A 13976-nucleotide genomic window follows, 5' to 3' on the forward strand; every position below is an offset into this window, starting at 1 on the left:
AAGAATTAACCGGTAACGTACGGATTAAAGGCAGAACTGTCTGCAGAAGCAGCAGGCCAGAGGGTAGACCATTCGCCGCCCGAGCAACGCACGACAGAATTGCTCACGCCTTCACCCTGAAGTGCAAATCCGTTGGCAATCGCCAGCAGATTCGAAACGCCGAGCGCATCGTCCATCTCGACCGACATCAGACCATTGCGGTCATAAAGGAAGTAAGCTGCATCTTCGCTTTCCGCATTGCACATTTCCGGCAACCAGATCTGACCGGAGATGAGACCGTTGGAAGATGATGTGAAGTGAATGCGGCGGTAATCGTCTGCACGCACATCGCCCATCAGGTCGCGCGTATTACCGATCGCAAGCTCGAAAGCCTGTTCGTGGGTGACACCTTGTGAAACGAGCTGATCGTTAGATACAGCAGCGAGCGTCTGTGGGCTGTCCAGCATCAGGACGGCAACCAGGTCACCTGTGAACGGCTCGACAACGAGTCCCGATTCGCTGGTGAGGTTGGCGTTGCGCACATAAGCGCGCGAACGCAGCTGAACGACGAGGCGTTCGGAGAAGTTCTCCATGTCCACTCCAGCCTCGATGAGAGAGACATAGCGCTCTGCCTGCTCGTCAACGATCTGATCGAGTGTTTCAGGCGCAAGCTCGTACTGCTCGTAAGCTACGTTGGTATAGGCCTGATAATCGCAGTTATCGGCAGACGGGCCAGCGCGGAATGCTTCGTCGGAGATGCGCACAAAGCAAAGCGTGTCCTCGCTTGTTTCCTGCATGGACTGGATAATGGCGTTACGAAAATCACGTGGGGAGACCAGCTCTTCAGACTGAGCCAGTGCTGGAAATGAGAAAAGTCCGGACAGTACCGCACCTGCGGCGAGAATGGATTTAACCAATAATTCCTCCCTTGAACCGCTGCTTGGGCGATCCTGTATTCATTCGTTAGCGTGCAGGCTCTTAAGGCCCCGTCTGAATTTTCCGGCTCTCTGGAACCTGGATACCGGCTTTCACCGCTGGTCTCACGCTATCCTTAATACTGATTAACCAGAAGATATGTTCCAAGGAAAGACAAAAAACTCAATACATATGAATTTAAGGCAAGAAATACGCCAATATAGCGGATAAGCTTCCAGATTAGGCGCCCAACACTTTCTATCTTTATTGGAATAATACTTTAAAACAAATATTCCAAAAAGGCATAATAGATAGTGTCAGACGTCATTTAGGCGGCCGCATCCGCCCTGTACGCCCCTCGCGAACCGCTCTAAAATTGTGCGGCTCGCGGAATACACACGCGATATCACGAAAAAACCCGCCGAAGTGATGAGACACACGGTTTCTTTAGCGGGCAGAATGAATATGCTGGCGAGGACGGAACAGGAGTAACGTATGCCGGGTCAGGCCTGCATGTTTGATGCGATTGAAAAGAATTTGAATCTCGGAGCCGATCTGATCGGATTTATCTCCGATGATCAGTTCAACGACAAAACTGTTCCACCCTATCACTCCAGCATTGGCTGCCATATGCGCCATATTCTGGATATTTTCGATTGTATTCTAACCGGCCTTGATGCTGGGAAAGTCGATCTGACGGCGCGAACGCGCAACGTGCAGGTCGAAACCGACCGCGATGTTTGCCACGAATATCTGGAGCAGGTTCTGGGTGGCCTCAATGATCTGCGCAGCGCGGATCTGGAACGCCTCATCGATGTGACTGATGATCTCGGCCTTGGTGCCGTCACCTGTAAGTATACGCTCGGTGCTTTGCTCGTTCAGGCGCACAGCCATGCCATCCACCACTTTGCGGCACTCGGCTATATTAACTCCTGCCTTGGTATCAACATGCCGGCTGCCGAATTCGGCTATAATCCGACAACCCCGCGCGAGGTTTGTGTCGGATAAGATTATTGCTCGCGGGTCCGCCGGGCACTTTCCGCAGATACAATTGCTATAACGTCAGCCAGTGGCGCATGACGCAGCTTTTTATGTTGCAACAGAAGGCGTGCTAAAGCGCCGTCGCGCTCTTCATTTCCACGGGGAGCAATAGACAGCGCAAGGCTTGTCGCGAACATTGCAGATGCCGGAGTTGTATCGGGCATAACAGGTCTCCTTTCGTCTGAATTAGTACAATACAGACGCCCCGCCAGCCCTTTAGTTTCAAATACTTATTTAGTTAACAGCGTATTAACCCTTTCAGGCCGCAAAAAGGTGATTTCTGGGCCGCCCCCATTCAGCGTCAATATTGCACAGGCAAGGCTTATAGCCAGAACAGAGATTCCTCTCTAATATAAGTATATCATAATAAAATGAGGAACGTTCTCCATGCGCCTGAAATCTGTCCTGCCAGCTGGCCTTGCCGCATTGTCTGTCTGCGCGATCGCCTTCGCATCTATGCCTGCAGCCGGACAGGCTGACACGGCGCAAGACCAGCCCGCTATCGCCGATGATGGTCGCGAGATCCTCTATCTGACACCTGCGCAGCGCACCCATGTGCGCGAAGAAATGCGGATGTTTATTACCGGCGTTCAGGCGCTCACCTCCGCGCTCGCTGAAGAAGACCGCGCCGCCATCGCGCAAGCCGCATCATCCATGGGGCGCCCCGGTCGCATGAATGGCCAGATGAGTCAGGGTCGCGGCCACGGTCAAGGCAATGGCATGGGGCGCGGCATGGGCCATGGCGGCGGACAGGGCATGCATCAGGGGCAAGGCATGGGCGGTATGATGGCGAGCATGCCTGCGCCCTTCCACACACTTGGCCGCGGCACACGGATCAGCTTTGAAGAGATAGCGGCCATGTCAGACTCTGCTGAGATACAGGCTATTCAGCGCGCCTTTGCTGACACGCTACAGAACTGCGTCACCTGTCACAGCACCTACACCGCAAGGGACGCTCAATAGGCGAGCTCACAAGGCTCAAAACCCCAATCCGGCCAAACAGATGGACCGGACCCCATTCCTCGTGTTCAATACCGTTAATTGTTTCATGAGGGGTCTGAGAACATGTTTTCACTTCTGGGGTCCATGACCCGTGCATCGGCAAAGCTTGTTGCAAGTTTCGCCCTCGTCATCGTTATCCTCGTACTCGCATTTGCTTTCGAACCGGGCTGGGTTCGCGGCTTTCAGGACTGGATTGAGCTTTTGAACGACCAGCTGCGTACGCCGCCAATGCTGGATGATCAGGGGCTTATCCTCTACCGGACACTGGTCAACGAGAACACGATTTTCGGTATTCTGATGACCCTGATCTCGCGCGCCATCATTGAGGTAATCGCCTGGTGCTTCGGCCAGCTGTTCAAATCGGAAGCTAAAGCCGGCTAACCCAGCATGCGTATGATGTTCGTGTCATACCCTCCGGAAGCGAGGGAATCGATCGCCAGTATTCTCGAAGAGTGGGAACAGCTGGACTGGTCGGTGATTGACGCGAACGATCAGCAAATAGATGCGCGCGTCGTTCTGCCGGACAGCGAAGGCCAGAAACTGGTCGACGCCCTTCAGGGCAGGCTTTCACCTTTCAAGAAATGGCGGCTGGTGATCGTGCCGGTCGAGGCGAGCATAACGCCGAAATCCAACACAGCGGAGATTAAGCCGGAGCCGGATAAGGAAACCAAAGAGAAGTCGCGCGAAGTTGCCCTGCGCGAGGAGATTTATCAGGACGTCGCAGAAGGCGCGAAGATCGACTCCAGCTTTCTGGTCCTGACATTCCTGTCTGCGATTGTTGCCGCCATCGGTATGAATGCCAGCAATATCGCTGTTGTCATTGGTGCGATGGTGATCGCGCCTCTCCTCGGCCCGCTGCTCGCGTTCTCTTTTGGCTCGGCCATTGGCGATGCAGAGCTCATGCTAAAATCGTCCAAGACGGCTCTGGCAGGTCTCGCCCTCGGCTTTGCCACCGCCTTTCTGATCGGCTTTCTCATCGAAGTAGACTTCGATAGTACCGAACTGATCGAGCGGACGAATATTGGTCTGGATAGTGTTGCACTGGCGCTCGCGTCAGGTGGCGCAGCCGCGCTCTCTGTCACGCGGGGCCTCTCATCAACGCTTGTCGGCGTGATGGTCGCTGTCGCCCTTTTGCCGCCATCTGTCGCTATGGCCGTTTATCTGGGCGCTGGCGAGTTCACACTGTCGGCACGCGCTGGCATCCTGCTCGCGACCAATATTATCTGCGTGAATATTGCGAGCCTTCTGGTTTTCGCGCTGCGGGGCATTCGCCCGCGCACCTGGCTGGAGCGACGCTCGGCGAAGCGGTCAAGACAGATCAATCTCGCCGTCTGGGGCACGCTGCTTGCTGGCCTGATTGTGTTGATTGTTATGGTTCTGACCTGAGCGTCAGCGGAACAGGCGCTGAATACCGGGTCTGATGAACAGGAACACATCGTATAGCCTGTTCAGCAGCCACCGGCTCGGGCCAAACTGGCCGATCGGACGCACCCAGCCAAAACCCGGAAATTCGGAATAAAGCCGCGTGAAGGCCTCAGCGCCGTCTATCATGCGCCCGTCTGTATCGCGCACATGAAAGCGGGCGAGGAGTTTCTTCTGGGGGATGGGGCAATATTCGGCTGCATCCGGCGGTGAGACATCTTCGAACGCCACACGCTCATGCTTGTCCATACGGCGCAGGAATGAAATCTCGCGCCGGCAGAGCGGACATGCGCCATCATAGAAGACTGTCAGTTGGTTCATGCCTCAGTATTTGGGGCATTCATCCTCAAAAACCATTGGACACGTTTACGCAGAGCTTAGAACGGGTTCAGCGTGTAGCCCTGCTGCTGTAGCAACGCGTGAGACGTCATCGCGGAGAGCGAAATGGTAACGCCCGGCAGAAGGTCGTCTTCGCTCACATCGCGGTAGGCGGCCGTTTGCCCGCAAAGCTCGATGATCACACCATGCGCGATGAGCTGCTCGATCAGAGGCGCGTTCGGGTTCTCACCGCCATAGCTGTCAGCGTTCAGAAGGTCGCGATACGCCCCGCCATGCACGACGACGGCCAGATGGATATTCTCTTCCGGCACACCTGCGGCGACATGCATGTTGAGGAAACGGGCCGGCGTAACGAGCGCGCGGCTTACTTCGCCCTCGGCTGCGGCCTGAGCGATATCGTAAGCAATTTGGAATTCGGTATCCGCGTCAAGGCGCGCATCTTCTACAGCGGCCACATCACCAAAGCCGGTGATGACTGTGCCCGGCACGAAATCCTCAGGCCCCGCGTGAGCGGCCAACGCTAAGCTTGCACCCACAAGACATGAAATCAGAACTGCGCGCATGGGGACCTCCACAATATCAATATCCGTGAAGGTTAGGCCTATTTTGAAAGGGCGTCGAGATATGTCCGCAGATACCCACGAAGGTGGGTATCCATGCTTAGATAACCGTGGTTGCGTCGGCCTTACGATTTAAGCTTGGATGCCCATATACACGGGCATTATCGGGCACAGTGGCGGGCATTACCCCCAGTATTCGCGGCCCATCATGGATTCTGCTTTCACGGTAGCGCCGTGACGGTGAGCCTCGACGAACTCATCCCACTCAGAAGACGGAACTTTGATGTTTTCTCCAGACATGATTGTGACAATGCGCGTGGCGGTCCTGCCCATCAAATCAATATCGATCCAGAAATCTGCTCCGATCGCGACGCCCGCGCCGTCGTCAGGCGGCAGCACATAGACCGGAACGACTTTCTGAATGCGGCGATCTGACAAGATTGGCCCTTCAGGATTGCTTGAACATATACCGCTCGCCGCGGCGCACACGATCGAACGCAATCAATCCAAATATCAAAACATAGAAAACATAGTTCAGAGATAGGGTCTCGAAGACCCAGACCTTCCAGCGGTCGCGGCGCTTTACCTGCTGCGTAACCTGCTCATCGTCAGCCATGGCAACCGTTTCGCCGGACTCCGCCTTTTCGAGCAGCGCGTTCGCCTCATCCTCGGCGGCGGACGGAACAACAACACGGCATGAATTAGCCATGTTCATGATCCAATGATTGATCGCCATGTTATAGTCGGGGACGATGGCTGGAATGCCGTTTGCCTGCAGATAACCGGCGAGGACAACCGCCTCTTCAATCGACCCGCATTCACGAATAACAGTGTTCTGACTCATGCGTCGAAGCATGAGCGAAACGCGCTCAACCTGCAAGAGAAATCAGAGACATGGTCGCCCGAGCGTGAGCGCGTAGACGCCCCGCAACAAAAAACGGGCTCCGAAGAGCCCGTCTGAATGTCTTAGTCGCGAGAGAACTTCTTGAACTTCGGACGCTTCGGCTCGACAGCCTCAGCACCGAGGCGGCGCTTCTTGTCTTCAATGTAAGACGAGAAGTCACCCTCGAACCATTCAACATGGCTGTCGCCTTCAAAGGCCAGAATGTGCGTACACATACGGTCAAGGAACCAGCGGTCGTGCGAGATGACCACGGCGCAACCCGGGAAGTTCTCAAGGCCTTCCTCAAGCGCCTGCAGGGTTTCCACGTCGAGGTCGTTGGTCGGTTCGTCAAGGAGGAGCAGGTTGGCGCCGGATTTCAGCATTTTCGCGAGGTGGACACGGTTACGCTCACCACCGGAAAGAATGCCGACTGGCTTTTGCTGGTCAGAGCCTTTGAAGTTAAACGCGCCAACATAAGCGCGTGAATTCACTTCCACGCCGCCAAGGTCGATCACATCCGTACCGCCAGAGATTTCCTGCCAGACAGTTGCCTTCGCATCGAGCGCGTCACGAGACTGGTCAACATAGCCGAGCTTCACCGTGTCACCCACACGCAGCGAACCATTATCCGGTGTTTCCTGACCGATGATCATGCGGAACAGCGTAGACTTACCCGCGCCGTTCGGACCGATAACGCCGACAATACCACCCGGAGGCAGTTTGAAAGAGAGATCGTCAATCAAGAGGCGCTCGCCGAAGCCTTTGGTGAGGTGATCGACTTCCAGAACCACGCCGCCAAGACGCGGGCCTGGCGGGATGCGGATCTGCGCTGTTGAAACCTTCTCGGACTCCGCCTTGGACGCCATTTCCTCATAGCGGGAAATACGCGCTTTGGATTTCGCCTGACGGGCTTTCGCACCAGCACGGACCCACTCAAGTTCTTTAGAGAGCGTACGCTTCTTCGACGCATCTTCGCGCGCTTCCTGCTCCATACGCTTGGCTTTCTTCTCAACCCAGGCCGAGTAGTTGCCTTCGTATGGAATGCCACGACCACGGTCGAGCTCGAGGATCCAGCCGGTGACCTGATCGAGGAAGTAACGGTCGTGGGTTACGAGGATCACACAGCCTGTGAAGTTGACCAGATAGTTCTGGAGCCACGCAACCGTTTCCGCATCGAGGTGGTTGGTCGGTTCGTCCATGATGATCATGTCAGGCTTGGAAAGCAGCAGACGAACGATTGCCACACGGCGGATTTCACCACCCGAGAGCTTGGTCACGTCAGCGTCTTCATCCGGGCAGCGCAGCGCGTCCATGGACATACGGATTTTGGAATCGATGTCCCATGCGTCGGCCGCGTCGATCTGCTCCTGCAGCGCGGTCATCTCTTCCATGAGCTCGTCAGAATAGTCTTCCGCCATTTTCATGGAGACTTCATTGTATTTATCGAAAAGCTGCTTTTCAGGGCATTCTGCGGCAATGTTCTCGAACACGGACTTGTTCGGATCGAGCTGCGGCTCCTGAGGCAGATAGCCGATCTTGATGCCATCTGCCGCGCGCGCTTCGCCGTTAAACTCTTTGTCTTCCTGCGCCATGATGCGCAGCAGGGAAGACTTACCAGAACCGTTCACGCCGACGACGCCGATCTTGGCATCCGGAAGGAATGACAGGTGGATATTCTCGAACACCTTCTTGCCGCCCGGATAAGTTTTGGACAGGCCCTGAAGCTGGTAGATATACTGGTAAGATGCCATTGGATGGGCTTTCTCTGATCTGGCGGGAATTCTGAGCGCCGTGTGTGCCGCAATTGCGTGCGAATTTCAATACGGTGTGACGCGATGACGGCTGGTAATATACGTTGAAGCTGCCATATCTCGGCAAACACAAATCGGACAGGTCACATGTACGCAGACACTTCGAGATATAACAGCGTTGCCCGCTTCCTCCACTGGGTGATTGCCTTTCTCATTCTGGGCAATTTCATCGGCGGATGGCTGATGACCCATGAAGGCTTCTCTGAAGACTTCCAGTTCAATGCCTTCCAGCTTCATAAGAGCTTCGGCTTTGTTGTACTGATCCTGTCTGTCTTCCGCCTGTTCTGGCGCGTTGCTTACCGCGCCCCGCCAACACCGATTGGCATGCCCCCGTGGGAGAGAGTGATCAGTAAGATCACCCATATCGCCTTCTATGTGCTGATGATTGGCGTGCCAGTAATTGGCTGGATTTACGTATCTGCCAGCCCGCTGGATATCCCGACCAAGCTGTTCTTCACTGTGCCTGTGCCGCACCTGCCAGTGCCGGTGGATGAAGGCCTTGCCGAGCTCTTCTCCGGCTTCCACGAGTTCTTTGCGTTCGCCACGCTTGGCCTGTTTGTCCTCCATGTGGGCGCGGCGGCGAAGCACTATTTCATCTCACGCGATAACATCATGCAACGCATGGCCGGTCGCGGCTTTGGCCCGCTTTTGGCCCTGCTGTTTGCAGCCGTGATGGGCGGCGGCGTTGCCTATTCCATGGTGAGCTATCAGGGCGGCCATGAAGAGGAAGGCCAGGACCATTCTGCGGCTGACGCGACATCCGCCGCGCCGGAAACAGACATTGCCGAAGCTGCGGAAGAGACATCTACAGAGGCCACCACCGACGATGAAGGCCTGCTCGTGCCGGCAGTCGCAACTGGCCCGAATGCGTGGACGATCATCGAAGATGAAACCTTCATTGAGGTCACCGCCTTCGCGAACGGCGCACCGCGCATTGCCCGCATGGATGATGTTCAGAGCGCAATCGAACTGAATCTCGATGAGCCACAGCCGGACGATTATATCGATGTGCTGATTGGTACGCGCACCCTTGAGAGCGACGACAGCAATGTTCGCATGCAGGCCACGGCCGCAGGCTGGCTGAACACGCCGCGCTTCCCGCAAGCACATTTCGTTTCCAGCAACATCACGCGCACTGGCGAGCTTGAATTCGAAGCCACCGGCGACCTCACTCTGCGTGATATCACTGCGCCCGTAACGCTCACATTCAGCGTGGCACTGGAAGACAATCACGCGCTGGCAACGGGCCTTGTGGAATTCGACCGCGCAGACTTTGACATTGGCGACGCACAACCTGAAAACACATCTGTGACCGTTTCGGTTCAGGTGGGGGCAGACCGTGTCAGATGACGAAAGCAATCAGCTAAGATCACGCAAGGTCGGCGGCGACGATCTTATCGAAGACATGTTTGGCCTCAACCTGCGGGGCCTGAAAACGCTGTGGGTGATGTTTGTTTCACCTAGAGTTGGATATGAGGCTGCACGCTCGCCCGATTGGATAGACCGAAGCTACACGCCTTCGATACGGCTTTTATTCTCGCTTCTGGCAGTCATGACAGCGACCCGTTTTTTATGGGCGGGCGCAGACAGCTCCATCCACGCTCTCGTGGACGGACAGGTTGCGGCCCTTGAAGAGTTCGGGACACAAGAAGAACGCAGCGCATACACCGAGCACATTATTGATTATTTCCTGCTCCTATTTCCCTTCAGCTTCATGCTGACGCAGGCGATCGCAGGTAGCTTGCTGCGGGTCTGGGGCAAAGGCACGAACACGATTGTTCGCGTCCGGCTTTACATGCTGGCCATGCTGCCAAACGCAACATTCACATTGTTTGCGTTACCGCTGATGACGGTGATGACGGTGCAGCAACAGACCGAATTCTCGCTGGCGCTCATCGCGCTCACGTTTTTGATAGATTTCGTCACCGTCATGAGAGGCGGCGTGGTCAGCGAAAAGCGCAGCGGCAAAATCATAAAAAGCGCGCTATACGCAACGGCTTCCAATCTCACAGCCATCATTTCGAACTCGCTGTGCGTCATGCTGGCCAGCATCATCGCCGGCATTGTTATTGCAATGCCTCAATAGCTGACGGGTACACTTGTTATTCGCTCAGACGCGGTGTTCACTGCGGGATAGCAGCTGCGGGGGCAGATTTTCGTGACACAAGATACCGAACGGAACACTGAAGCCACCGCGCGCAAAAAGCCCGGGCTCGATGCGCTCGTCGAGGATATTTTCGGTCTGAACTTCCGCGGACTGAAAACGATTGGCCATCTATTCTGGAAACCAGCTGCCGTTTTTACCGCAGCGCGCGATGAGGATTGGGAACACCGGTATACGCCGTCCATTCGCCTTTACTTCTCGCTTGTCGCCGTCCTGGTGTTTTTCCAGTTCATCTGGGCTGGAGAAAACTCTTTCATGACGGAGTCTTTTCGTCAGTTGCTAAGGCCATTCACTGAAAGCGAAATCGGAAACGTTTTTTCTTTGGAAGAACTCGTCTCACAGTCTGTGAGAATTTATACGCTAATGTATCCGGTCACGCTCGGCCTCTTTGCGGCAATCGCCGCCATGATGACATTTATCTGGGGTAAGAACTCAGGATTTGTAACACGCATTCGGCTGTATTTCGCAGCGATCATTCCACTCTCCACTGTAGGCTTCATCATCACAATGGCCTCATCGGTCGCGAGCACCGACATGAGCGCAGCCATATTTGGCGTGTCTTTGGTACTCACCACGCTGGTCGGGTTTCTAACCGTCTACCGAGGCCTGAAATCTTCTCATCCAAAAGGCCGCATCTGGCGCGCCATACTTTTCTCATTGATCGTTATACTTTCAACGACGATCAACGGCGTATTTGCGCAGTTCATTTCAGGTACAGTGGTCGGATATAACGCCGCCGGCCAACGGGATACCACGCCTTCCGCAACCGACGTCACGGCGGAACCTGAGCTGGAAGCAATGGCGGGCTAACGAAGAGCTTCGCAGCTCGCACGCAGCTCGTCATAACGAAGATAGGCATCAGCCGCCTCACCCTCATTCATCTGGTACTGCACTTCATCAATATCCGGCAGCACGACATCGCAACCGAGGTCACGCGCGATGAGGAACCAGGCCAAAGCCAGCGGCATGTCTTCATGCGCGATCTGACCATCGCGACAGATGAGACCGAGCCTGAAGGCACTGTCTGCATCCGCCCCATCAAGGGCAGCGCGTGTCCAGTAGTGGATGGCTTTTTCAATATCCTGACCGCAACCGAAGCCGCTCATCAACATATTCGCGTAGGCACCTGCGGCTGGACCGTGTCCCAGTTCAGCGGCCTGATGCATGAGCCCCGACGCCGTGCAGGCTTCTTCATGGCTTTCCGCCACTGAAGCGATCCGGCGCGCGGTCTCATAAAGGGCATTTGCGTCGCTCATAATTTCTATAGTGTGACGATGACACAGTCGAAAACAACGCTAAAACGGGTTCCATGAACAAACTTTCTCTTCTGCCCGCCTTTTTTCTGGGGATTGCTGCCTCTCTGAGCAGCCCGGCCCTCTCTCAAACCAGCTCTACGGACCAAATGACCGAATCACCTCGTCTGACGATCGAGCGTCTCTACGCGTCGCCCTCCCTTTCCGGACCTAGCCCGCGCGGCGTCCAGTTCTCTCCGGACGGTTCCCGCGTAACCTTCCTGAAAGCCCGTGAGACCGATGCGTCACGCTATGACCTCTGGCAGTTCGATGTCGAAACCGGCGAACAGAGCCTTCTGGTCGATTCCCAGATCCTCGAGCCGGAAGAAGTTCAGCTCTCTGAAGAGGAAATCGCGCTGCGCGAACGCCGCCGTATCGCGGGCCAGCGCGGTATCGTGTCTTATGACTGGGGCACAGCGAACACGATCCTCGTGCCGATTGGCGGCGACCTTCACCTGATCACGGTCAATGGCGACAACGTAGAAGCACGCCAGCTCACCGATACTGAAGCCTTCGAGTATGACGCTAAAGTCTCTCCGCAAGGCAATTTCGTCAGCTTCATTCGCGACGGCGCCGTATTCATCATTGATCTGGCGACCGGCGAAGAACAGCCGATCACGCCTGACGCTGATCCTGAAAATGCAATTTCCTACGGCGTTGCTGAATTCGTCGCTCAGGAAGAGATGAGCCGCTATACCGGTTACTGGTGGAGCCCGGATGAGAAACACATCGCCTTCACCCGCGTCGATGAAAGCACGGTAGACATCATTCCGCGCTTTGATATCGCCGCTGACGAAGTGACGGTGATCAACCAGCGCTATCCACGCGCGGGCCGCCCGAACGCCATTGTCGACCTGAAAGTCTTCAGCCTGGAAACCAACCAGACTCATGATGCCAACTGGCGCAAAGATGACTGGGGCCCGGCGACAGACCAGTATCTGGCACGGGTAAACTGGGCTGGCGAAGCTCTGGTCGTTCAGTCTGTGAACCGCGACCAGACAGTCATCCGCTGGACACAGCACTGGCCATCCACCCTGTTCTCGCAGGAACCATTCTATGAAGAAACCCAGCCGAACTGGGTAAACCTATCTAACGACTTCATCACGCTGAGCTCTACACCGGGCAATATTCACAGTCAGGGCGATCTGGAAATCCTCACGACGACGGAAGCAACAGGCTATCGCATGCCGGTAATCGTCACGCGTGACGGCGCCGCACCAATGCTCCAGACGGAAGACGGCGTGGTGCGCGGCTTCTCTGCGCTGAATCGCAATAGTGGTCGCCTCTATTTCACGGCCAATTTCGACACGCCGCTGGAAACGCATCTCTACCGTGTGCAGCTTCCGCCTTCTGATGAAGAGGTCGCAGAAATGGGCGCAGAATGGATACCAGGCTCACCGTGCATTGACCGTTCGCCGGAAACGCCGCGCACGCGCGTTGAGTGCGCCCATTATGAGCGTATCACCGAAGCGGGCAAAAGCTGGTCCATCGCAATGGCACCGGATGGTCAGAGCTTTGTTGGCACGTCTTCCTCGCCAACCCAGCCACCGCAGACGGGTCTCTACTATGCTGACGGCACGCTGATCACATGGATTGAAGAAAACCGCCTCGACGAAAGCCATCCATATTATCCGTATCTGGCAAACCATACCGTACCAGAATACGGCACACTGGAAGCCGATGACGGCCAGACACTTCACTACTCGATCCAGACGCCACCTGATTTCGATCCGAGCCAGCAATATCCGGTTCTCGTCGAAGTTTATGGCGGCCCGCACGTTCAGACCGTAAACCGCAACTGGGAGCGCATGAGCGATCAGTTCTACGCGCAACAGGGCTATGTTGTGTTCCGCCTGGACAATCGCGGCTCATACTATCGCGGCAAGCGATTTGAAGACGTGATCTTCCAGCTGACAGGCGTGCCTGAAGTGCGCGACCAACTGGTGGGTGTCGAATGGTTGAAAGAACAGCCGTTTGTAGACCCTGATCGTATTGCCATTCAGGGCTGGAGCTATGGTGGCTACATGACCCTGATGACTATGCTGCAGGCCGAGCCTGGCACATTCGCAGCCGCCGCATCTGGCGCGCCGGTTACAGACTGGACGCTCTATGACACGTTCTACACAGAGCGTTATATGCGCACGCCGGAAAACAATGCAGACGGTTATGACCAGTCATCTGTGTTCTACCATCTAGACAATTGGGAAGGTGAACTGACGCCGCTTCTCCTTATGCACGGCATGGCAGACGACAACGTCACTTTCGACAACACGACCCGCCTGATGGCGGAAATGCAGCAGCGCGGTCTGGTGTTCGACCTGATGACCTATCCGGGCCAACGACACGGCATTCGCGGTGAGGCGCTCGGCACGCATCTGATGCGTACGCGTATGCAGTTCCTGAACCGCCATCTCATGCCGGAAGCGGCTGAATAAGTTTTCAGAACAGCAAGTGAAACAAAGCCCTCTTCCACCGGAGAGGGCTTTTTCTTTAGCCGCAATGACAAGCTCACATTATTTTTTGACAAGCACGCTTGACCTTAAATCAAATTTCTGACAAGCAACCTTT

Annotated in this window: 16 protein-coding genes; 8 read left to right on the top strand and 8 right to left on the bottom strand. The window is 55.5% G+C overall.

Features of this window, described 5'->3' with window-relative positions; translation table 11 throughout:
* Window positions 1-5: 5 nt before the first annotated feature.
* Window positions 6-896 carry a hypothetical protein gene (locus P1U45_RS01085; protein WP_301057093.1) on the bottom strand — a complete coding sequence of 297 codons (891 nt, stop codon included), beginning with the start codon at window positions 894-896 and terminating at the stop codon, window positions 6-8.
* Between the two features lie 493 nt (window positions 897-1389).
* Between P1U45_RS01085 and P1U45_RS01090 the strand changes: the two genes are divergently transcribed.
* Window positions 1390-1902, top strand: a complete 513-nt coding sequence (locus P1U45_RS01090; protein ID WP_301057094.1) for a hypothetical protein — start codon at window positions 1390-1392, stop codon at window positions 1900-1902.
* Between the two features lie 2 nt (window positions 1903-1904).
* Here P1U45_RS01090 and P1U45_RS01095 read toward each other — a convergent pair whose 3' ends face one another.
* Window positions 1905-2099: a hypothetical protein gene (locus tag P1U45_RS01095; protein ID WP_301057095.1), complete on the bottom strand. Its 195-nt coding sequence runs from the start codon at window positions 2097-2099 to the stop codon at window positions 1905-1907.
* 223 nt (window positions 2100-2322) lie between these two features.
* Between P1U45_RS01095 and P1U45_RS01100 the strand changes: the two genes are divergently transcribed.
* The 3 genes from P1U45_RS01100 to P1U45_RS01110 all read left to right on the top strand — a co-directional run bounded on the left by P1U45_RS01100 (window position 2323) and on the right by P1U45_RS01110 (window position 4323).
* On the top strand, window positions 2323-2898 hold the full coding sequence (locus P1U45_RS01100; RefSeq protein ID WP_301057096.1) for a hypothetical protein: 576 nt from the start codon (window positions 2323-2325) through the stop codon (window positions 2896-2898).
* Between the two features lie 102 nt (window positions 2899-3000).
* Window positions 3001-3318, top strand: a complete 318-nt coding sequence (locus tag P1U45_RS01105) for a hypothetical protein (RefSeq protein ID WP_293607387.1) — start codon at window positions 3001-3003, stop codon at window positions 3316-3318.
* Between the two features lie 6 nt (window positions 3319-3324).
* On the top strand, window positions 3325-4323 hold the full coding sequence (locus P1U45_RS01110) for a TIGR00341 family protein (RefSeq protein ID WP_301057097.1): 999 nt from the start codon (window positions 3325-3327) through the stop codon (window positions 4321-4323).
* A 3-nt stretch (window positions 4324-4326) separates the two neighbouring features.
* Here the strand turns inward: P1U45_RS01110 and P1U45_RS01115 are convergent, their stop codons facing one another.
* From P1U45_RS01115 to ettA, 5 genes are all read right to left on the bottom strand, one after another.
* Complete coding sequence (locus P1U45_RS01115; protein WP_301057098.1) at window positions 4327-4680, bottom strand: thiol-disulfide oxidoreductase DCC family protein; 354 nt, start codon at window positions 4678-4680, stop codon at window positions 4327-4329.
* 56 nt (window positions 4681-4736) lie between these two features.
* Window positions 4737-5261: a DsrE family protein gene (locus P1U45_RS01120; RefSeq protein ID WP_301057099.1), complete on the bottom strand. Its 525-nt coding sequence runs from the start codon at window positions 5259-5261 to the stop codon at window positions 4737-4739.
* Window positions 5262-5441: 180 nt separating this feature from the next.
* Window positions 5442-5696: a hypothetical protein gene (locus P1U45_RS01125; RefSeq protein WP_301057100.1), complete on the bottom strand. Its 255-nt coding sequence runs from the start codon at window positions 5694-5696 to the stop codon at window positions 5442-5444.
* A gap of 10 nt (window positions 5697-5706) precedes the next feature.
* Window positions 5707-6102, bottom strand: coding sequence for a hypothetical protein (locus P1U45_RS01130; protein WP_301057101.1), 396 nt, complete (start codon window positions 6100-6102; stop codon window positions 5707-5709).
* 122 nt (window positions 6103-6224) lie between these two features.
* Window positions 6225-7892 carry an energy-dependent translational throttle protein EttA gene (gene ettA, locus P1U45_RS01135; RefSeq protein WP_301057102.1) on the bottom strand — a complete coding sequence of 556 codons (1668 nt, stop codon included), beginning with the start codon at window positions 7890-7892 and terminating at the stop codon, window positions 6225-6227.
* A gap of 147 nt (window positions 7893-8039) precedes the next feature.
* Here ettA and P1U45_RS01140 point away from each other — a divergent pair, with 147 nt between their 5' ends.
* The 3 genes from P1U45_RS01140 (at window position 8040) to P1U45_RS01150 (ending at window position 10926) form a co-directional block, all read left to right on the top strand.
* Window positions 8040-9302, top strand: coding sequence for a cytochrome b/b6 domain-containing protein (locus tag P1U45_RS01140; protein ID WP_301057103.1), 1263 nt, complete (start codon window positions 8040-8042; stop codon window positions 9300-9302).
* On the top strand, window positions 9292-10038 hold the full coding sequence (locus P1U45_RS01145) for a hypothetical protein (RefSeq protein ID WP_301057104.1): 747 nt from the start codon (window positions 9292-9294) through the stop codon (window positions 10036-10038). Before P1U45_RS01140 ends, P1U45_RS01145 begins: the two co-directional genes overlap by 11 nt.
* A gap of 72 nt (window positions 10039-10110) precedes the next feature.
* Window positions 10111-10926 carry a hypothetical protein gene (locus tag P1U45_RS01150; protein WP_301057105.1) on the top strand — a complete coding sequence of 272 codons (816 nt, stop codon included), beginning with the start codon at window positions 10111-10113 and terminating at the stop codon, window positions 10924-10926.
* Here P1U45_RS01150 and P1U45_RS01155 read toward each other — a convergent pair.
* Window positions 10923-11372, bottom strand: coding sequence for a hypothetical protein (locus P1U45_RS01155; RefSeq protein ID WP_293607400.1), 450 nt, complete (start codon window positions 11370-11372; stop codon window positions 10923-10925). The two genes, P1U45_RS01150 and P1U45_RS01155, sit on opposite strands and share 4 nt — an antisense overlap.
* Window positions 11373-11518: 146 nt before the next feature.
* On the opposite strand from P1U45_RS01155, the gene P1U45_RS01160 reads away from it, so the two are divergent.
* Window positions 11519-13843, top strand: a complete 2325-nt coding sequence (locus P1U45_RS01160) for a DPP IV N-terminal domain-containing protein (protein WP_301057106.1) — start codon at window positions 11519-11521, stop codon at window positions 13841-13843.
* Window positions 13844-13976: the final 133 nt, after the last annotated feature.

The organism is Ponticaulis sp. (genome assembly GCF_029210165.1).
GTDB lineage: Bacteria > Pseudomonadota > Alphaproteobacteria > Caulobacterales > Hyphomonadaceae > Ponticaulis.

Excerpts from the sequence above, each read along its gene's own strand:
- P1U45_RS01120 (WP_301057099.1), bottom strand. The coding sequence starts at position 5,261 with ATGCGCGCAGTTCTGATTTCATGTCTTGTGGGTGCAAGCTTAGCGTTG.
- P1U45_RS01105 (WP_293607387.1), top strand. The coding sequence starts at position 3,001 with ATGTTTTCACTTCTGGGGTCCATGACCCGTGCATCGGCAAAGCTTGTT.
- P1U45_RS01100 (WP_301057096.1), top strand. The coding sequence starts at position 2,323 with ATGCGCCTGAAATCTGTCCTGCCAGCTGGCCTTGCCGCATTGTCTGTC.
- P1U45_RS01160 (WP_301057106.1), top strand. The coding sequence starts at position 11,519 with ATGACCGAATCACCTCGTCTGACGATCGAGCGTCTCTACGCGTCGCCC.
- P1U45_RS01130 (WP_301057101.1), bottom strand. The coding sequence starts at position 6,102 with ATGAGTCAGAACACTGTTATTCGTGAATGCGGGTCGATTGAAGAGGCG.
- P1U45_RS01110 (WP_301057097.1), top strand. The coding sequence starts at position 3,325 with ATGCGTATGATGTTCGTGTCATACCCTCCGGAAGCGAGGGAATCGATC.
- P1U45_RS01155 (WP_293607400.1), bottom strand. The coding sequence starts at position 11,372 with ATGAGCGACGCAAATGCCCTTTATGAGACCGCGCGCCGGATCGCTTCA.
- P1U45_RS01095 (WP_301057095.1), bottom strand. The coding sequence starts at position 2,099 with ATGCCCGATACAACTCCGGCATCTGCAATGTTCGCGACAAGCCTTGCG.
- P1U45_RS01140 (WP_301057103.1), top strand. The coding sequence starts at position 8,040 with ATGTACGCAGACACTTCGAGATATAACAGCGTTGCCCGCTTCCTCCAC.
- P1U45_RS01090 (WP_301057094.1), top strand. The coding sequence starts at position 1,390 with ATGCCGGGTCAGGCCTGCATGTTTGATGCGATTGAAAAGAATTTGAAT.
- ettA (WP_301057102.1), bottom strand. The coding sequence starts at position 7,892 with ATGGCATCTTACCAGTATATCTACCAGCTTCAGGGCCTGTCCAAAACT.
- P1U45_RS01115 (WP_301057098.1), bottom strand. The coding sequence starts at position 4,680 with ATGAACCAACTGACAGTCTTCTATGATGGCGCATGTCCGCTCTGCCGG.